At 66.5% G+C, this 17,947-nt stretch carries 18 protein-coding genes; 6 read left to right on the forward strand and 12 right to left on the reverse strand.

Annotation, left to right across the window (positions count from 1 at the left end; genetic code table 11):
* Positions 1–11: 11 nt before the first annotated feature.
* The 8 genes from trpS to glyA all read right to left on the reverse strand — a co-directional run bounded on the left by trpS (position 12) and on the right by glyA (position 7,659).
* The gene (gene trpS / locus JOE31_RS17185) at positions 12–1,055 is read right to left on the reverse strand and encodes a tryptophan--tRNA ligase (RefSeq protein WP_011690983.1); all 1,044 of its coding nucleotides are present in this window, start codon (positions 1,053–1,055) and stop codon (positions 12–14) included.
* A 20-nt stretch (positions 1,056–1,075) separates the two neighbouring features.
* Positions 1,076–1,909 (reverse strand): exodeoxyribonuclease III, encoded by an 834-nt coding sequence (locus tag JOE31_RS17190; protein WP_209746661.1) that lies wholly within the window; start codon positions 1,907–1,909, stop codon positions 1,076–1,078.
* A gap of 10 nt (positions 1,910–1,919) precedes the next feature.
* On the reverse strand, positions 1,920–2,483 hold the full coding sequence (locus tag JOE31_RS17195) for a hypothetical protein (protein ID WP_209746664.1): 564 nt from the start codon (positions 2,481–2,483) through the stop codon (positions 1,920–1,922).
* A gap of 58 nt (positions 2,484–2,541) precedes the next feature.
* The gene (locus JOE31_RS17200) at positions 2,542–3,390 is read right to left on the reverse strand and encodes an ABC transporter permease (protein WP_209746666.1); all 849 of its coding nucleotides are present in this window, start codon (positions 3,388–3,390) and stop codon (positions 2,542–2,544) included.
* The gene (locus JOE31_RS17205) at positions 3,387–4,271 is read right to left on the reverse strand and encodes an ABC transporter permease (RefSeq protein WP_354298657.1); all 885 of its coding nucleotides are present in this window, start codon (positions 4,269–4,271) and stop codon (positions 3,387–3,389) included. Before JOE31_RS17205 ends, JOE31_RS17200 begins: the two co-directional genes overlap by 4 nt.
* The gene (locus tag JOE31_RS17210; RefSeq protein WP_209748558.1) at positions 4,264–5,187 is read right to left on the reverse strand and encodes an ABC transporter ATP-binding protein; all 924 of its coding nucleotides are present in this window, start codon (positions 5,185–5,187) and stop codon (positions 4,264–4,266) included. The genes JOE31_RS17205 and JOE31_RS17210 overlap by 8 nt, the downstream gene beginning before the upstream one ends.
* A gap of 247 nt (positions 5,188–5,434) precedes the next feature.
* Positions 5,435–6,343: a bifunctional methylenetetrahydrofolate dehydrogenase/methenyltetrahydrofolate cyclohydrolase gene (locus JOE31_RS17215; RefSeq protein ID WP_209746668.1), complete on the reverse strand. Its 909-nt coding sequence runs from the start codon at positions 6,341–6,343 to the stop codon at positions 5,435–5,437.
* Between the two features lie 8 nt (positions 6,344–6,351).
* On the reverse strand, positions 6,352–7,659 hold the full coding sequence (glyA, locus tag JOE31_RS17220; protein ID WP_307864440.1) for a serine hydroxymethyltransferase: 1,308 nt from the start codon (positions 7,657–7,659) through the stop codon (positions 6,352–6,354).
* Between the two features lie 291 nt (positions 7,660–7,950).
* On the opposite strand from glyA, the gene purU reads away from it, so the two are divergent.
* Both purU and JOE31_RS17230 read left to right on the forward strand, forming a co-directional pair.
* Complete coding sequence (gene purU / locus JOE31_RS17225) at positions 7,951–8,811, forward strand: formyltetrahydrofolate deformylase (protein WP_209746670.1); 861 nt, start codon at positions 7,951–7,953, stop codon at positions 8,809–8,811.
* Positions 8,812–8,823: 12 nt separating this feature from the next.
* Positions 8,824–9,513, forward strand: a complete 690-nt coding sequence (locus JOE31_RS17230) for a class I SAM-dependent methyltransferase (protein ID WP_209746672.1) — start codon at positions 8,824–8,826, stop codon at positions 9,511–9,513.
* 69 nt (positions 9,514–9,582) lie between these two features.
* Here JOE31_RS17230 and JOE31_RS21620 read toward each other — a convergent pair whose 3' ends face one another.
* Positions 9,583–9,927: a DUF2231 domain-containing protein gene (locus JOE31_RS21620; protein ID WP_245199236.1), complete on the reverse strand. Its 345-nt coding sequence runs from the start codon at positions 9,925–9,927 to the stop codon at positions 9,583–9,585.
* Between the two features lie 15 nt (positions 9,928–9,942).
* On the opposite strand from JOE31_RS21620, the gene JOE31_RS21625 reads away from it, so the two are divergent.
* Entirely contained in the window at positions 9,943–10,164 is a 222-nt protein-coding gene (locus JOE31_RS21625; protein WP_245199237.1) for a hypothetical protein, read from the forward strand.
* A gap of 165 nt (positions 10,165–10,329) precedes the next feature.
* Positions 10,330–10,851, forward strand: a complete 522-nt coding sequence (locus tag JOE31_RS17240) for a gamma carbonic anhydrase family protein (RefSeq protein WP_209746676.1) — start codon at positions 10,330–10,332, stop codon at positions 10,849–10,851.
* On the opposite strand, the gene JOE31_RS17245 is transcribed toward JOE31_RS17240, so the two are convergent.
* Complete coding sequence (locus JOE31_RS17245) at positions 10,848–12,578, reverse strand: NAD(P)/FAD-dependent oxidoreductase (protein ID WP_209746678.1); 1,731 nt, start codon at positions 12,576–12,578, stop codon at positions 10,848–10,850. The genes JOE31_RS17240 and JOE31_RS17245 overlap by 4 nt on opposite strands.
* Positions 12,575–14,110 carry an amino acid permease gene (locus JOE31_RS17250; protein WP_209746680.1) on the reverse strand — a complete coding sequence of 512 codons (1,536 nt, stop codon included), beginning with the start codon at positions 14,108–14,110 and terminating at the stop codon, positions 12,575–12,577. Before JOE31_RS17250 ends, JOE31_RS17245 begins: the two co-directional genes overlap by 4 nt.
* 102 nt (positions 14,111–14,212) lie before the next feature.
* Between JOE31_RS17250 and alr the strand changes: the two genes are divergently transcribed.
* Together alr and JOE31_RS17260 are read left to right on the forward strand one after the other, a co-directional pair.
* Entirely contained in the window at positions 14,213–15,421 is a 1,209-nt protein-coding gene (gene alr / locus JOE31_RS17255) for an alanine racemase (RefSeq protein WP_209746682.1), read from the forward strand.
* Complete coding sequence (locus JOE31_RS17260; protein WP_374100859.1) at positions 15,402–17,042, forward strand: PucR family transcriptional regulator; 1,641 nt, start codon at positions 15,402–15,404, stop codon at positions 17,040–17,042. Before alr ends, JOE31_RS17260 begins: the two co-directional genes overlap by 20 nt.
* Here the strand turns inward: JOE31_RS17260 and JOE31_RS17265 are convergent.
* Complete coding sequence (locus JOE31_RS17265; RefSeq protein WP_209746685.1) at positions 16,982–17,818, reverse strand: carbon-nitrogen hydrolase family protein; 837 nt, start codon at positions 17,816–17,818, stop codon at positions 16,982–16,984. The two genes, JOE31_RS17260 and JOE31_RS17265, sit on opposite strands and share 61 nt — an antisense overlap.
* Between the last annotated feature and the right edge of the window lie 129 nt (positions 17,819–17,947).

Raw genomic sequence — 17,947 nt, forward strand, 5'->3', positions numbered from 1 at the left:
ATGACATGGGCCTAGCGGACTCCTGCGAGGGTGAGGGACGGCAGGAAGCCCATGCGCTCATAGACCTGTCCGAGCGTCACGGAGGCAATTTCCCGGGCACGTTCGGCACCCTGGGCCAGCAGCCGGTCCAGCTCCGCCGGATCCGCCATCAGTTCATTGGTCCGGTCCCGGAGCGGCGTGATGAAGTCCACCATAACGTCCGCGAGGTCCTTCTTGAGGTGGCCGTACATCTTGCCCTGGTATTCGGCTTCGAGCTCGGGCACGGACTTCCCGGTGAGCGTCGAGTAGATGGTGAGGAGGTTGGAAACCCCCGGCTTGGCTTCGGCGTCGAACCGGATTTCCGTTCCGGTGTCAGTTACTGCGGACTTGATGCGCTTCGCGGCGATCTTGGGGTCCTCCAGGAGCTGGATGGAACCGTGGGGCGACCCGCCTGTCTTGGACATCTTGGCAGTCGGGCTTTGGAGGTCGTAGATCTTGGCGGTGGCCTTGAGGATCGTGGCCTCGGGCACCGTGAACGTGTGGCCAAAGCGGGTATTGAAGCGCTGGGCCAGGTTTCTGGTCAGCTCCAGGTGCTGGCGCTGGTCCTCGCCGACCGGGACGAGGTCGGTCTGGTACAGGAGAATGTCCGCGGCCATCAGGGTCGGGTAGGCGAACAGGCCCAGGGTTGCGGAGTCCGCCCCCGACTTCTGCGTCTTGTCCTTGAACTGCGTCATGCGTGAGGCCTCGCCGAAACCGGTGATGCAGTTCAGCGCCCAGGCCAGCTGCGCGTGCTCGGGGACATGGGACTGGACGAAGAAGATGCTCTTGTCCGGGTCGATCCCCGCCGCAATGTACTGGGCAGCCACCACACGGGTGCGCTTGGCCAGTTCCGCCGGTTCGAAATCAACGGTGATGGCGTGGAGGTCAGGAATGAAGAACACGGCGTCGTATTCAGCCTGCATGTCTACCCAGTTGCGGACGGCGCCGATGTAGTTGCCCAGGTGCAGCGAGTCCGCTGTGGGCTTGGCACCGGAGAGGATGCGTTTCTTGGTCACCGTGGAAGTCGAGCTAGTCATTGTGAGAAAAACCTTCGGGCTTAGAGCTGGTAGTCCACTACCAGCGGTGCGTGGTCGGAGAAGCGGGTGTCCCATGACGGTGCCCGGTCCACTGTCGCCGAAATGGCTGCGGCGGCGAGGGCGGGAGTGGCCATGTGGTAGTCGATGCGCCAGCCTGTGTCGGTATCAAAGGCCTTGCCGCGCTGGGACCACCAGGTGTAGGGGCCGTCGACGTTTCCCGCCAGGCCCCTGTGGACATCCCTCCATCCGATGTCTTCGCCGAAGAAGCGGTCAAAGTACGCACGTTCCTCGGGGAGGAAGCCCGCCCGCTTGACGTTGCCCTTCCAGTTCTTGATGTCCAGCTCCGTGTGGCCCACGTTCAGGTCACCCACCACGAGGGCGTGGTCGCTGTGCTTTGCCAGCTCGGGAAGGCGGCTCTCCATGACGTCCAGGAAGCGGAACTTGTCGTCCTGCTTGGGGGTCCCGGCCTCGCCGGAGTGAACGTACGCACTCACTACCGTCAGCTGGACCGGGGCACCCGCGGCGTCCGTAACGCGGAAGTCAGCCTCGACCCAGCGGCCGGCGGTGGCAAAGTAGTCGTCCCCGATGTGCGGACGGGTGGCCAGCGGCTCGGTGCGGGAGGCAATGGCCACGCCCGCGCGGCCCTTGGCTTCGGCTTCTTCATGAAGGACGAACCAGCCCTCGCCCAGGAGTTCACGGACGATCTTGTCCGGCGCCCTGACCTCCTGCAGGCAAAGGATGTCCACCTCGCGTGGCTCAAGCCACTCCGCCATGCCGTTCCGGTAGGCAGCGCGGAGGCCGTTGACGTTGACTGATGCGATGCGAAGGTGGTCCTTCTTCAATGCCGAGCTCACCCGCTCCACTCTAGTCGATGATGGTTCCGCTGACAGGTTCGTCAGCACCACCGGAGGACTTGATCATGTCCCTGGCATTGGTGGCCGTGATTTCGATGGTTTCCAGGGCGCGGCGGATGGTGTCCTGGTCCGCGGCGGCATCCTTGGCCCGTTCCTGCTCGACGACGCGCACCTGGACCTGGACGATCTTGAAGGAGTGGTCCAGCTTCATGTCACGGACCTCTTCAGATTCACTGCGGGTCCGGACCAGTCGGGTGCCGCCGTGGTCGGCACTGCCTGATGACGGCGCGCGGCCGGTCGCGGCGTTGAAGGCGTTCTGCGCCTCGTTCAGCTTGGCGGTCGCCTTCTTCGCTGCCTTCTGGATGCTGAAGACGACGAACGCTGCCAGCGCGAGCCAGAAGCCGGCAATGACCGCCACAACCCAGCCGACGACGTCGTTCTGGTTGGCGGCAAAGATGACGGCCACCACGAAGGCGACGACAAACACCATCATTCCCGGGCCGCTGATTCGCAGCATGGAGAACCCGCCCTTGGCCGGGTTGGACGCAGAGTGAGGGTTACCCAAAGTTCGCATGGGTCCATTGTCTCAAATGCCGAAGCGGGCAAGTGGACGCTTCCACCCGGGGCGAACGTTACTTGAGGAACAGCTTGCGCAGGCGCCCGGCGGTAAGCATGACACCCAGCACGATCATCACCACGTAGTACCCGACGTGGATGGCGGTTGCAGGGGTGAATATCCCCACGCTGATCTGCCGGAGCAGCTCCACGCCGTGCCACAGCGGCATGGCCTGGATCAGCCACTGGATGTACTGCGGGTAGACGCTCAGCGGGTAGAACGTGGCGCTGAAGAGGAACATCGGCAACATCACGAAGTTGATCCAGTCCATCTGCTGGAAGGTCTTCATGAAACTGGTGATCCCCATCCCGAAGCTGGCGAAACCGAAGGCGATCAGCACTGACGCGGGAATCATCAGGATGGCCCACGGTGTGGTGATCAGGCCCATGACGCCCATGACGGCGGTGAACCCGGTGGCGTACAGCAGGCCCCGCAACAAAGCCAGGAAGATCTCCCCCATCGCCACGTCCAGCGGGCCCAGCGAGGTGTAGAGCATGCCCTGGTACAACTTGGCGAAGTTCATCTTGAAGAAGACATTCCACGTGGAGTCATACACGGCGCCGTTCATTGCGGACACCGCCAGGAGCGCAGGTGCAATGTAGGCGGCGTAACTGATTTCCTGGCCGCCGGGCCCCTGGACGGCCCCCACGATGGCGCCCAGACCCACCCCCATGGAGATCAGGTACAGCACCGGCTCGAAGAAGCCGGAGAGCATCACCATCCAGTTGCTGCTCTTGGTGGCCATCAGGCCCCGGGCTATGACGGCCTTGACGTTGCGCGAGTACAACGGCCCGAAATGGCGGTTCCGCGCCGCCTCGGCGACGCTGTGGCTTCCCGGGTCGCGACTTTCAGCCAGGATGCTCATTGCCCCAGCCTCCTTACGAACTGGCGTTTGGTGAGCATCCATCCCGCGACGGCGAGGCCCACCAGGAAGACGAGGTGCAGGATGGTGAGCAGCGGTGGTTCCTCATAGCCGTAGCTGAAGACGCGGCCCAGTTCGGTGCCGTGCCAGATCGGGGATATCCAGCCGATCCACCGCACCGCGAGGGGCAGGGTGTCGAGCGGGAAAAAGGTTCCGGAAAAGAGGAACAACGGTGTCACGATAAACCTCATCACCATGGCGAACTGGCCTTTGTCCTCCTTGATGGAGGCGGCATAGGCCATCAGCGGCAGGCCGAAGGAGAGCCCTGCCAGGGTAGCGACCAGGATGGATACCCAGCCCCAGCCGCTGGGTGCGGCACCGAAGAGCGCCACCACCACGAAGTAGATGGCGGACTGCAGCAGGAACCGCAGGGTCACGGCCATGATGTGGCCGGACGCGATCTGCTCAGGCGTGAGCGGGGAGGCATGCGGCCCGTAGTAGACGCGCCGCCATTTGAAGCCGTCCATGACCGGGAACGTGAATTCGTTGGCGGCCGTCATGACCGCCGCGGAGATCAACAGCGCAGGGGCGATGAATGCCAGGTAGCTGACCCCGCCGAACGCGGCAGCGCTGCTGGTATCCACGAGCGTGGCCAGGCCCACCCCCATGGCGAACAGATAGGCCACGGGCTGGCCCACGCCGTACATCACGATGGTCCAGCCGTAGCCCTTCATGACGCGGAGGACCTGCTCGGCGTAGTAGAAGGATCCCCAGCGGCGGGCCCGGGCAGCTGACACGGCCGGCGAATGGGCGCGCAGCGCGGCAGGTCCGGCAGCTCCGCGGCCTCCGGCGTCTGCCACGGAAGGCGCGGCGTGCTCAGTCAACGAGGCTCCTACCGGTGAGGCGGAGGAAGACATCCTCCAGTGATGACCGCCGCACCAGCGACGTGAGGGGGCGCAGGCCGCGGGCAGACACCTGCTCCAGCGCCGCCTCGCCGTCGTGCGCGTAGATCAGCACGCGGTCCGGTAGCGTCTCCAGCCGTTCTCCGATTCCCTCAAGTTCAGCACCGATCGTGGCGTTCCGTTCGGAACCGAAGCGCAGCTCCAGGACTTCCCGGGTGGAGTATTCACGGATCAGGCTCGACGGCGAGCCCTCCGCCATGATGCGTCCCTTGTCCACCACGATAAGGCGGTCGCACAGCTGTTCCGCCTCGTCCATGTAGTGCGTGGTGAGGATGAGCGTGACTCCCTGTTCCTTGAGCCGGAAGAGCCTGTCCCAGAGGATGTGCCGGGCCTGCGGGTCCAGACCGGTGGTGGGCTCGTCCAGCAGCAGGATCCGCGGTTCGTTGATCAGCGAGCGCGCAATGGTCAGCCGCCGTTTCATGCCTCCGGAGAGGGCGTCTACCTTGGATTTTGCCTTGTCCGTGAGCTGGGCAAACTCCAGCAGTTCATCTGCTTTGGGCCTCAGGTAGCTCATGGGCAGTCCGAAGTAACGGCCGTAGACCAGCAGGTTGTCGCGGACCTTGAGCTCTTCGTCGAGGTTGTCCTGCTGAGGCACAACGCCAAGGTGTGCGCGGACTTCCGGGCCGTGGCTTTCCGGATCCAGCCCCATGATGGAGAGGTTTCCGGAGGTGCGCTGGGAAACCCCGCCGATCATCTTCATGGTGGTGGACTTGCCTGCCCCGTTGGGGCCAAGCAGTCCGAAGGCCTCGCCGGCTGGAACGCTGAACGAGATGCCGTCGACGGCGGTGACGTCGCCGTACGTCTTGGTGAGGTTTTCGGCGGTGATGACGTACTGCATCTGGTCGCCCCGGTGCTGGCTGCGGGATTGTTTGTTGGAGAGTTCTTCGTTGGACACAAGTTCAGGCACCCTCACAACGTTAGTACGCACGTTCGAACAAAGAAAGAGTTGGATCTCAAAAAATCCATTCGATGTGGATTGCCGGCAAGCGCCCCGGGGTAGTGCCGCAAGGCCTCCGCTTAAAGCCTGCAGGGCGCCTGCTCCCTGGGGAGCAGGCGCCCTGCGGCGTTCCTTCAAGGTGGCAGGGCTAGGCGGTCCCGGCGCTTTCCGCTGCCAGTTTGCGTTCCGCGGCTTCGACCACGTTGGTCATCAGCAGCGCCACGGTCATGGGACCGACGCCGCCGGGGTTCGGCGAAATCCAGCCCGCTACCTCGGCAGCTGCGGGATCGATGTCTCCGTGGACCTTGCTCTTGCCCGTCTCAGGATCCGTTTCACGGGTGACGCCGACGTCGAGCAGTGCCGCACCGGGCTTGACGTCCGCAGCCTTGACGATGTGCTTGGCACCTGCCGCGCCCACAATTACGTCCGCCTGCCGCAGGAGTTCCGAGAGGTTCTCGGTCCCTGTGTGCGTCAGGGTCACAGTGGCGTTCACGGACCGCCGGGTGAGCAGCAGCCCGATCGTGCGGCCGATCGTGACACCGCGGCCGACCACAACGACGTGCTTGCCGGAGAGGCTGTAACCGTTGCGTTCCAGGAGCTCGATGACGCCGCGGGGCGTGCACGGCAGAGGCGAGGTGATCTCGCCGCTGACATTGAGCACCAGCCGGCCAAGGTTGGTCGGGTGCAGTCCGTCGGCATCCTTGGCGGGGTCAATCCGTTCAAGGATGGCGTCGGTGTCCAGGTGCTTGGGCAGCGGCAGCTGCACGATGTAGCCGTGGCAGGTTGGGTCCGCATTGAGTTCGTCAATGAGGGCCTCAACCTGGGCCTGGGTGGCATCCGCCGGAAGCTCACGCTGGATCGAGTTCATCCCGATCTCTACGGACTGCTTGTGCTTCATGGACACGTACAGCTGCGAGGCAGGGTCCGCGCCCACGAGCACGGTGGCAATGCCCGGAGTGACTCCGCGGGCCTTCAGCTTGGCGACACGCTCAGCCAGCTCGGACTTGATGGCGGCAGCGGCGGCCTTTCCGTCAAGGATCTTCGCGGTCTGCGCCATGGCCCGGTTCACCACTGTTCGTGCTGCGGGTAGAGCGGGAAGTCGGCGGCGAGCTTGTCCACGCGGGCCTGCAGGGCCTCGATGTCGGTGGCGGAGCCGGCCTTCAGGGCGGTGGCGATGATCTCGGCCACCTCGGTGAATTCCTCGGCGCCGAAGCCGCGGGTGGCCAGTGCCGGGGTACCGATGCGCAGGCCGGAGGTGACCATCGGCGGGCGGGGGTCGAACGGAACAGCGTTGCGGTTCACGGTGATTCCCACGGAGTGCAGGAGGTCTTCGGCCTGCTGGCCGTCCAGCTGCGAGTTGCGCAGGTCCACCAGGACCAGGTGCACATCGGTGCCGCCGGTGAGCACGGAGACGCCTGCTTCTGCGACGTCAGCCTGGTTCAGGCGGTCGGCGATGATCTTGGCGCCCTCGAGGACGCGCTCCTGGCGCTCCTTGAACTCAGCGGTGCCGGCGATCTTGAAGGCAACGGCCTTTGCGGCGATGACGTGCATGAGCGGTCCGCCCTGCTGGCCGGGGAAGACGTTGGAGTTGAGCTTCTTGGCCCATTCCTGCTTGGCCAGGATCACACCGGAGCGGGGGCCTGCGAGGGTCTTGTGCACAGTGGAGGTGACGACGTCGGAGTGCGGCACCGGGCTCGGGTGCAGGCCCGCGGCCACCAGGCCGGCGAAGTGGGCCATGTCGGTCCAGAGCAGCGCGCCGACTTCATCGGCGATGGAGCGGAAGGCTGCGAAGTCCAGGTGGCGCGGGTAGGCGGACCAGCCGGCGATGATCACCTGGGGCTTCTCGACGATTGCCTGTTCACGGAGTTTATCCATGTCGACGCGGAAGTTGTCCTGCTCCACCTGGTACGCGGCTACCTGGTACAGCTTGCCGGAGAAGTTGAGCTTCATGCCGTGCGTCAGGTGGCCGCCGTGGGCCAGGGAGAGGCCCAGGATCTTGTCGCCGGGAGTGATCATGGCGGAGAGCGCTGCTGCATTGGCCTGTGCACCGGAGTGCGGCTGGACGTTGGCGTACTCGGCGCCAAACAGGTCCTTAACGCGGTCGATCGCCAGCTGCTCGGCGATGTCCACGTATTCGCAGCCACCGTAGTAGCGGCGGCCCGGGTAGCCCTCGGCGTACTTGTTGGTCAGGACGGAGCCCTGGGCTTCCATGACAGCGCGCGGGGCGAAGTTTTCGGAGGCGATCATTTCCAGGGTGCCGCGCTGGCGGCCAAGCTCCTGGTCAAGTACGGCGGCGATCTCGGGGTCGAGCTCAGCCAGCGGCAGGTTACTGACGGTCGAGGAAGTGCTGACGGAAGTCGGTGAAGTGGTCACGAAGAACTCCTGGCTAGGGATGGGCGCTGCTAAGGTCAGGCTACCGGCTGTGACGCGGCTCCGCCCCTTGGTTACGGGCAAGGCAACGCCAGGGTGTGGCAGCGGTTAAACTGCCGTCCGGCAAAACATGACCCTCGGCCCAGGCGTACGATCCGTGGTCTTCGTCAGTGCCGCTCCCTGATGGTTAGCCATCCAACGCCAGTTGCGACCGGTTAAGACTATCAAAACCCTTCCGAATTCCGTCGGAACCCCGTTGAGGGCGCTGCCTCCGGCGCGGGTAGGCTGTTCTTCGTGACTGAAGACCAGCTTTCCTCCGCTTACGTACTGACCCTCTCCTGCCCCGACCGGCCCGGCATCGTGCATGCCGTAGCGGGCGCACTGCTTGTGGCCGGATGCAACATTACGGACTCGCAGCAGTACGGCAGCCAGACCACCGGCACGTTCTTCATGCGGGTGGAGGTCACCACTGCCGCTTCGCATTCAGACGTCCACGCTGCGCTGGAGCCGGTGGCCGTGGCCTTCGGCATGCAGTGGAGCCTGAACCCCGCGGGCCGGAAGGTCCGGACGCTGCTGATGGCAAGCAAGTCTGCCCACTGCCTCAACGACTTGCTGTTCCTCCAGCGCTCCGGCACGCTCCCCATCGAAATCCCCGCCATCGTGTCCAACCATGAGGACCTGGCCGGGCTGGCGGAGTTTTACGGCATTCCCTTCCACTTCATTCCGGTCACCGCTGACACCAAGGTCCGGGCCGAGGACCAGCTGCGGAAAATCATCGCAGAGGAAGACATCGAGCTGACCGTCCTGGCCCGCTACATGCAGATCCTGTCCAACGAGCTGTGCACCGAGCTCACCGGCAAGGCCATCAACATCCACCACTCGTTCCTGCCGTCCTTCAAAGGTGCGAAGCCGTACCACCAGGCCCATGCCCGCGGCGTGAAGCTGATCGGCGCCACTGCGCACTACGTCACGGCTGCGCTGGACGAAGGGCCCATCATCGAGCAGGAAGTCATCCGCGTGGACCACCGCCGCACGGCAGAACAGTTTGTGCAGATGGGCCGGGACGTGGAAGGCCGCACCCTGGCCCAGGCCGTCCAATGGCACGCCGAGCACCGGGTGCTGCTGGACGGAAACCGCACCGTCGTCTTCAACTAGGCCGGGCAGGACGTGACGGCGGCCAGCGGGGACCCCGGAGCACAGCACCACAGCGGGGAGGACCGGCTGGCCGCGTTCTACAACCAGCGCGCCGTCCTTCATCCGGAGCACCCGCTGACGCCACAGCGGGTGCAGCAGCGGGAGCGGTTCATTGCGCGGCTGAAGGCCGAAGGCAGGCACGCCGTGCTGGAGATCGGTTCGGGTCCGGGGATCGACGGGCTGAAGTTCGTCCAGGCCGGCATCCACTACACGGGCGTGGACATCTCCGAAGAGCAGGTGCGCATCGCCACGGCCAAGGGACTGAATGTCTCGGTCGCCAGCACGCGGAACCTGCCCTTCGCCGACGGCGTCTTCCCGGCGGTGTGGACCATGAGCACCCTGCTGCACATCCCCAACACGGACATCGACGACGTCGTCCGTGAACTGGTGCGGGTAGCCGCGCCGGGGGCGCCGATCGCCGTCGGGCTCTGGTCCGGGGACGATGAAGAGGTGATCAACCCCGAAGACGAGATCCAGCCGCCGCGGTTCTTCAGCCGGCGCAGTGACGCGGCGCTCCGACGGATCTTCGGCCGGCACGGCGAGATTGAGGAATTCGTCACGTGGCCGGAGGGCACGGGGGCGGAATCCGGCCCGGGTGCCGGCCACTGGACGCAGCACTACCAGTTCCTGGTTCTGCGCACTCCCCCGCCCCAACCCAAGTAGCTGGCAGTTAACGTCGCGAAATCCGCGAATGACGACGTTAAATGCGAGTCAGTTGGGGAAAGCGCGGGCCTAGGTTCCCCTGCGCGCACTACCCATGTATCCGCCCAGGAAGGCGCCCGCGATCACCACGAGCGCCCCGAACCTCGCCAGCCCGACGCCCAGCCTGCGCTTGCCCCGGAGCCGGGCAGCCCAGGATCCGGCAAAGATCAGCACGGCCGCGGCGTTCAAGCCTGCATGGACGATGCCAACCCGCTGCGTTCCCCGGCCGGCCAACGCCCACTCGGCCCATCCTGACAGCGCAGTGGGCACGGCTGAGACGACGCCGAGGCCCATCAGGCGGGTTGCCGCCCGCTGGGTCCCTTCATCCGGGTACAGGTCCAGGAACATGGCCATGAACCATGCGCCGAAAGGCACGTCTGTGAGGATGCCGTGCAGTGGTATTCCGGTTGCATCGCCGTGGAGGAAGCTGCGGACTCGCTCGTTCTGGACCAGGCGGCCGGCCTTCGGCTCGGCAACCCGGACGGCCGGGTCAAGGGCCTCCAGTTGCTCAATCCCCCGCATCAAACGGCGGAACCGGCCGGCCCCGCCCCCTCCGGTCTTCCGCAGGTGAAGTCCTTGCAACTGCAGACCTTGAAGGTCCAAACCCCGTAGTTCCATGGCCCAATGGTAGTGAGACGCGGCAGCGGCGTCACTAGGCACAAAGTCCGTTGGCACACCGGCAACTGGCTGGTCCGGCCCGCGAGTTTTTGTCCAGATAATCGCCTCAAACGACCCTTTTGGTCCCGCTATCTGGACAAAAACTCCTAGGCTGGGCTCATGGCTCCTCTATATCCTTTCGCCGGCACCAGCCCGGACGTCCACCCTTCCGTTTTCGTCGCACCCAGCGCATCAGTGATCGGCAACGCCACCCTCGCCGAGGACGCCAGCGCGTTCTACGGCGTCTCGGTGCGCGCGGACACGGCCGCCATCACCGTGGGCGCGGGCAGCAACCTGCAGGACAACGTGGTGCTGCATGCCGACCCGGGATTCCCCTGCAGTGTCGGCGCCCGCGTCAGCGTAGGGCACAGCGCCGTCGTGCACGGCTGCACCGTTGAGGACGACTGCCTCATCGGCATGAGCGCAACCATTCTGAACGGTGCGGTGATCGGCGCCGGCTCGCTGGTGGCGGCCGGCGCCGTGGTGCTCGAAGGAACCGTCATCCCGCCTCGCTCCCTGGTGGCCGGCGTTCCGGCCAAAGTCCGGCGTGAGCTCACCGACGAGGAGTTCGACGGCGTGAAGCGCAACGCCGCGCACTACCGCGAACTCGCGCAGGCGCACCGGGAGCTCCACGCCGGCTAGTCCAGGCTGATCGGCCCCATCGCGTCCAGCAGCTCCCCCGGCCCCGGGTTCCCGGCCGCTGACCGGCCGCCGAGGTGGTTCACGACGCCCCACACCGCGTTGAGGCCCGTGGTGACGGCGCCTTCGGCCCAGCCGGCAGTGAAGGAAACGTCGTCGCCTGCCAGGAAGATTCCGCGCTGGGACTCCGGGAGCCTGTCCTGCTTGAAGTGGGTGAACAGCCGCTGCTGGTACCGGTAATGCCCGGGCAGGTTTGCCTTGAAAGCGCCCATGAAGTTGGGGTCCGCCTCCCAGGAGACCGTGATGGGCTGGCCGATGATGTGGCCGGCGATGTCCACGCCCGGGTAGATCTGTTCCAGGGAGTGAAGCATGAGCTCCACCCGCTGGTCCGCGTCCAGCGCGAGCCACTTCAGGGCGTCGTCGTTCCAGGTGTAGGAGAGCAGGATCACGGCGGGCTTGTCCGGCCCGTTATCCAGCAGGTAGGTGGCACGGTTCAGCCGGTCCGTCAGGGTCATGGACAGGACGTCGCGGCCGGTGTCCGGGTCGATGTCCTTCCAGAACGGGCGGTCCACCATCACGAACGTCTTGGAGGACTGCATGTAGTGCGAACGTTCGATCGCCGTCCACAGCTCCGCCGGGAACAACGCCTCCTCGGTGTGGATCCGGGTGGACAACAGCCAGGACTGGCACGTGGTGACGACGGCCGCGTAGCTCGCTTCCCTGCCCCAGCGTTCGCGGAGGCGGAGATCGCCGTTGGCGTCCCGGCTGATCCGGTCCACGGCACCGCGCGGTGAGCCTGAATGCAGGGACGCCAGTGACGTCCCGTCCGGCCAGTGGGCCATGCCCGACGGCGTGTGCTGCCACAGTGCCTCGGGGAGCCGCTGCGCTCCCCCGGCAATGAGGCGGTGCTGGTCATCGGCGTCCGTATATACGACGCGCAGGATTTCGAGGATGGAGTTGGGGAAGTCGGTGTCCCAGCCGCCGGTGCCGAATCCCACCTGCCCGAACGCCTCGCGGTGCGCGAAGCCCGCTTCCTTAAAGGACTCACTGGCCGCGATGAAGCCGTAGAACGTCTGTTCGTCCATCAGGGGCAGGAGCTCGTTCCAGATCTCCTTGATCCTGGCTGTGTCCCGTGCCCGGATGGCCTCCTGCATCTCAGTGAACATGGCGCCGTCGTTCACTGCGGCCTTCCAGGCGTCGGCCACTTCACGGAAGAACGGCGGCAGGTCCGCCGGCGTGCTCGCGTAGTGCTTCTGTCCGGCCAGTTCGATGACGGTGCTGGAGGTGGCCGCGGCCAGCGGGTTCGGGAACTCCTGGGTCTGCAGGCCCAGCAGGTCCACGTAGTGGTAGAACGCCTTGCCGGACACCGGGAACCGCATGCCGCCGAGGTCAGCCACCACGCCGGGGGCTGACGGGAAGCTGGCAGTCCGTAGCCGGCCGCCGATCTGGTCCGCTTCGTAGATGACCGGGCGGAGGCCCAGCTTCATCAGTTCGTAAGCCGTGACCAGGCCTGACAGGCCCGCGCCGACCACTGCCACTTCGGTTCCGTACAGCTCGGGCGGGACGGAGCCGAGGCCGTCCGGGTGGGCCAGGTAGTGGTCATAGCTGAAGGGGAAGTCCGGGTTCAGCATCGTGATGGGGGCGTCGGCTGCCCGCGCCGCTGCGGAGGCAGCTTCCGGGCCCGGGGCCGCAGCGGGATCGTTGGCCGGCAGTTCGGTGGCGATGGTCATGAAAGGTCTGCCTTCGTCGGTTCGGGGGTGGACAGGGTTGAAGCTTGGGGCCCGCTCAGTTCACGGTATTCCTCGTGGCCCAGCGCCGCCACCCTGGAGTTCCTCCGGCCGTAGCCGAAGTAGGCGGCCAGGCCCACCAGCATCCAGATGCCGAACACCGCCCAGGTGTCGGCGCCGAGGTTGGCCATCAGGTAGGCGCACATGAGGGCACCGAGGATGGGCGTCAGCGGGAACAGCGGCACGCGGAAGGTGCGCTTGAGTTCGGGCCGGTTGCGGCGCAGGTAGATGACGGCGACGTTGACCAGGGCGAAGGCGAACAGCGTTCCGATGCTGGTGGCGTCCGCGAGGTCGCCAAGCGGCACGAGCCCGGCGGTGAGGGCCACGAGGACGCCCACGATCACGGTCCCGGCCACCGGCGTGCCCGTGCGGGACGAAACTCGTCCAAAGATCCTGGGGATGAGGCCGTCGCGGGCCATGGAGAGCAGGATGCGGGTCTGGCCGTAGAGGACGGTCAGGACGATGCTGGCGATGGCCAGGACGGCGCCGACGGCGAAGACCAGTGCGATCCAGGGCTGCCCGGTGGTTTCCTCGAGGATCTTGACCAGGGCCGCCTCGGTGCCGTCGAACCACCCCCAGGGACGGGCGCCGATGGCGGCGACAGCCACGAGGACGTAGATGGTGGTGACGATGACCATGGAGAGCATAATGGCGCGCGGCAGGTCCCGCTTGGGGTTGCGGGCTTCCTCACCGGCGGTGGAGGCGGCGTCGAAGCCGATGTAGGAAAAGAAGACTGTGGAGGCGGCGGCGGAGACACCGGCGGCGCCCATCGGCAGGAGCGGTTCGAAGTTGCCTGCGTTGAAGGCCGTGAAAGCCACGGCGCAGAAGAAGAGGAGGATTGCCACCTTGACCACCACGATCGCGGTGTTGATCCAGGCGCTTTCCCGGGCGCCGCGGACCAGCAGGATGGTGGCCAGGACCACGATGACCATGGCCGGAATGTTCATGACGCCGCCGTCGCCGGGCGGCTGCGAAACGGCGTCCGGAAGGACCTGGCCGAACACGGCCAGGGTTTCGTTCACGTACTGGCCGGCACCGACGGCCACAGCGGCCACCGACACCGCATACTCCAGCACCAGGCACCAGCCGCAGATCCAGGCCATGCCTTCGCCCATGGTGGCGTAGGTGTAGGAGTAGCTGGATCCTGCCACCGGGACCAGGCCGGCCATCTCGGCGTAGGAGACGGCGGAGAGCAGGGCAGCCAGGCCGGCGATGGCGAACGAAATCCAGATGGCCGGACCGGCCAACGGCACCGATTCACCGAGGATGACCAGGATGCCGGTTCCCAGCGTGGCGCCCACGCTGATCATGGTCAGCTGCAGGACTCCGAAGCTGCGGACCAGCTTGGTCCCGCCGTGGCCGTTTTCAGCCTCGCTGACCATCTGGCCGATCGGCTTGCGGCGCAGCAATTGCGCGGCAAGGCCCGGACGGCGGGCAGCGGCCGGCGGCCGGCCGGTGAGTGTAGGCACAGTCATCATTGACGTCCGTTCGTGAGTAGTTATCGGCTTTCCCCTGGACCAGCTTAGGTTTGTGAGCCACCTCTCACCGTTGTGCAAAATGCCCTATAGTGTTCTGGCATGAGACTTAATGCACACGTGGAGAGCGCTCAGAACGCGGCTCTCACCGGGCAGGTCAGCGTTGACCTCTCGGCCATTTCGGACAATATCCGCACCCTCCGCCAGCGGTCTGCGGCCCCCCATTTCATGGCCGTGGTGAAGGGGAACGCCTACGGCCACGGACTCGTTGACGTCGCCCGGACGGCGCTCTCCGCCGGTGCCGACTGGCTGGGAACGGCCCAGCTGCACGAGGCCATCGCCCTGCGCCGGGCCGGCATTACCGCCCCGGTGTTGTCCTGGTTGTACCTCGCGGCGGCCTCGAGCGAGACGATCCGCGAAGCGCTGGAGTACGACGTCGATGTCTCGCTGGGCAGCGTCGCCCAGCTCGACGTTGTGGCCGGCATCGCGCGCCGCCTGGGCCGTCCCGCCGTCGTCCATCTTGAACTCGACACGGGCCTCAGCCGCGGCGGAGCGCGGACGGAGGACTGGGCAGAGCTGGTGGCCGCTGCGCGGGCGGCGGAGCGTGACGGCACACTCTCGGTGCGGGGTGTCTGGACCCACCTGGCCTGGGCCGATGTTCCCGCGCACCCGGCAAACCTGGCCGCAGTGGACGCTTTCGAAGAAGCCGTCCTCGCGGCCAGGACGGCAGGGCTGAAGCCGGTGCTGCGGCACGTCTCGAGTTCGGCCAACATCCTGGACCGGCCCGAATTCGCGTTCGACATGGTGCGGGCCGGCCTGGCGTTCTACGGGCTCGCTCCGGCGGACCACCTGGCCCCGGCCGACTTCGGCCTGCGCCCCGCCCTGACCGTGACGGCGCCGGTGGTCCTGGTCAAGAAAGTGCCCGCCGGGACTGGCGTGAGCTATGAACACCAGGCCATCACGCACGAGCCGCGGTACCTGGGGCTGATCCCGCTGGGCTACGCGGACGGCATCCCGAAGGGCATTTCAGGCCGCAGCCTCATCCTCCTGGGCGGGCGCCGGGTTCCGGTGATCGGCAAGGTCTGCATGGACCAGTTCATGGTGGACCTGGGCCCGGATGCCAACGGCGTGGCCGTTGGTGACACAGCCGTGCTATTTGGCGATCCGCGCACCGGGGCGGCGAGCGCCGATGACTGGGGCGCAGCGATCGGCAGCCACGGTGACGAGATCATCAACCGGATCGCCCCGCGCCTGCCCCGGGCCTACGAGTGCCCGGACTACCAGGAAGCCGGTGCTCCCGTTGGCGCCTGAGGCCACCGCCGAGCGGCTCGGCTTCGTCACGCTGGAGCAGTTCCTGCACAAGCTGCCGGCGGAGCTGAAGATACTCCACGACGGCGGCAACGGTGCCGGGATGCTCCGCTGGGTGGAGCCCAGCGAACTGGAGGACCCCACGCCCTACCTGCTCGACGGCGAGTTCATCCTCACCGCCGGGCTGCCCTTCCTCGGTGACGGCGGCAGCGAGGCGAAGGTGGATGCCTACGTCCAGCGGCTGGTTGGCGCCGGGGTGGGGGCCCTGGGGTTCGGGCTGGAACCCTACTTCGATGCCGTACCCCAGACCGTTGTAGCGGCCTGCCGGCGCCACAACCTGACCCTCGTGGAGTTTCCCAAAACTGTTCCGTTCGCCGCCATCGGGCTGGAATTCTCGCAGCTGCTGGAGTCGGATAACGCCAGGGTGTTCCGGCAGCTCGCGGACACCAACCGGCAGCTGATGCGGGCGGTCCTCTCGGCCAGGCCGGAACACGAACTGCTGGCGGCGCTGGTGCAGCGGGTGCCGGTCTGGGCGCTGCTCGTCGGAGCCGACGGCCGCATCCGCGCCCGGTCCGCGGGCGGCAACGGCGGGGGCGCCGCCGTCGAACTTTCCACCCTGCAGCCGCTGCTGAAAAGGCTGCTGGCCGGCAGCGGGCCCCGCGTGGAAATGGAGCAGCTCGAGGAACCGGGGTCCGCCGTGGTGTTCGGCCATCCGCTCCGCAGCACCCGGGACGCCAATCTCGGCGCCCTGGTCCTGGGCTCCAACGGTCCGCTCACCCCGGCGCAGAACAGCGTGGTGTCCTCCGTCGTGGGGCTGCTGGAACTGCTCGTGCGGCAGCGGACCAGCGGCTCGCTCGCACCAAGCCAGCTTGCGACGGCGCTGCTGCTGCACCCGGACAGCGTCGCCTCAGGCGGCACAAAGCACGTCAACGGCCTCAAAGACCTCCTGGCGCAGAGCATGTCCTCCACGCGCTCGGCACCGCTCCGGGTGGTCCAGGGCGTGAAGGCGGAAGCCGGCGGCCCGGCGGGCGAAAGCCCTGTGCGGGAACTGCTGCAGTGGCGCCGGATGTTCGACACCAAACTCGTCGAGATCACCGACTATGGTTTCGCTGCCATCACCCGCCTCAAGGTGGACGAGGCCTTGCTCGCCGAAACGGAGGCGCTCGGCTGGCGCCTGGTGATCGGCGATGCCACGGAGTTCCACGGGCTGTCCTCTGCGTACCGTCGGGTCACCTCCCTGCGGGCGCGGGTTCAAGCAACCGGCCGGAGCGCCCGCGTGGACGAGGTGACCTGGTCCGTGGCCGGACTGCTCGGCCGCGAAGCCGGGACCATGCTTGCGGCCCGGCTGCTGGAACCGGTCCTCAGCCAGGAGGATCCCGAGCGGCGGGCCGGACAGCTGGCGGTGCTGCGGACATGGCTGGGCGAAAACGGGAGCTGGGACGCCACGGCCAAAGCCATGGGCCTGCACCGCAACAGCGTCCGCCGCCAGATCAACGCCCTCGCCGAGCTATTGGACACCGACCTCAACCAGGCCCAGGTACGGGCGGAACTCTGGTTCGCCCTTCAGTACGTGGACGAATCTCCGGCCCCGGCCTCCGGAACACCCGATTCCCAGTCGCGGTAGAGATCCGGCCGGCGCTCCCGGAGGTACGGCACTACCTGCCGCGCGTTGCGGGCGCTTGCTGCGGACACCTCCGCGAAAAGCAGCTCCGGTGCCGGACCGGCCGCGGCCAGCAGGGAGCCGTCGGGACCGGCGATGACACTCCCGCCCAGGAACTCGCAGCCATCCTCCTCCCCTGCATGGTTTGCGTAGGCCACGGTCAGCTGGCTCTCCAGCGCCCGGGCCCGCAGCAGGATCTGCGGAACGGAATCAAACCCCTGGGCCAGCGCCGTGGGAACCAGCAGCAATTCGGCGCCACGGGTCGCGGCGGCACGCACCGCTTCGGGGAATTCGACGTCGTAACAGATCACCATGGACGTCTTGATCCCGTGGAAATCCACGACGGCGGGAGGTTCGGACGCGGGGCTGAACGCCTTGCGCTCCTCCGCACCGAACAAGTGCACCTTGGCGTAGTTCAGCAGTTCAGCGCCGTCATGGTCCACCAGGGTGGCAGTGATCTGCCACCGCCCGTCTGCGGTGACGGCGGGCAGGCTGTAGACCAGCGCGATCCCGTTCCGCCGGGCGATGTCTGCCAGCTTCCGGCGAATCGACGGAAGCCGGGCCGGGTCCAGCCCGTCCCGGACCCGGAGGGGCGCATAACCCACCGGGAACAGTTCCGGAGTGAGCAGCACCCGGGCGCCGGCGGCGGCCGCCGTCCGGGCGGCGTTATCCACCGCACCGCAGTTGGCTTCCACATCAAGTACGGCGGCGTTCGCCTGCAGGAGTGCCAGCAGCACCATTACCACCTCTATAGTCTCCGGGGCGGCCGCGAAACGTGCGGACCACCCTGCCTTGCAGCCTCTTCCTACCAGCGTAGCCAGGGTGCAGACTGTGCCCTAGGTGCATTTCCACCTGGCGACCGGGGCCCG

This window comes from Arthrobacter sp. PvP023 (assembly GCF_017832975.1).
In the GTDB taxonomy this organism is placed as follows: domain Bacteria; phylum Actinomycetota; class Actinomycetes; order Actinomycetales; family Micrococcaceae; genus Arthrobacter.

What these genes read in the sequence shown, in the direction of transcription:
- trpS (WP_011690983.1), bottom strand. Translation starts at nt 1,055, where the DNA reads ATGACTAGCTCGACTTCCACGGTGACCAAGAAACGCATCCTCTCCGGT.
- JOE31_RS17195 (WP_209746664.1), bottom strand. Translation starts at nt 2,483, where the DNA reads ATGCGAACTTTGGGTAACCCTCACTCTGCGTCCAACCCGGCCAAGGGC.
- JOE31_RS17200 (WP_209746666.1), bottom strand. Translation starts at nt 3,390, where the DNA reads ATGAGCATCCTGGCTGAAAGTCGCGACCCGGGAAGCCACAGCGTCGCC.
- JOE31_RS17210 (WP_209748558.1), bottom strand. Translation starts at nt 5,187, where the DNA reads ATGCAGTACGTCATCACCGCCGAAAACCTCACCAAGACGTACGGCGAC.
- JOE31_RS17215 (WP_209746668.1), bottom strand. Translation starts at nt 6,343, where the DNA reads ATGGCGCAGACCGCGAAGATCCTTGACGGAAAGGCCGCCGCTGCCGCC.
- JOE31_RS17240 (WP_209746676.1), top strand. Translation starts at nt 10,330, where the DNA reads ATGGCTCCTCTATATCCTTTCGCCGGCACCAGCCCGGACGTCCACCCT.
- JOE31_RS17245 (WP_209746678.1), bottom strand. Translation starts at nt 12,578, where the DNA reads ATGACCATCGCCACCGAACTGCCGGCCAACGATCCCGCTGCGGCCCCG.
- JOE31_RS17250 (WP_209746680.1), bottom strand. Translation starts at nt 14,110, where the DNA reads ATGACTGTGCCTACACTCACCGGCCGGCCGCCGGCCGCTGCCCGCCGT.
- alr (WP_209746682.1), top strand. Translation starts at nt 14,213, where the DNA reads ATGAGACTTAATGCACACGTGGAGAGCGCTCAGAACGCGGCTCTCACC.
- JOE31_RS17265 (WP_209746685.1), bottom strand. Translation starts at nt 17,818, where the DNA reads ATGGTGCTGCTGGCACTCCTGCAGGCGAACGCCGCCGTACTTGATGTG.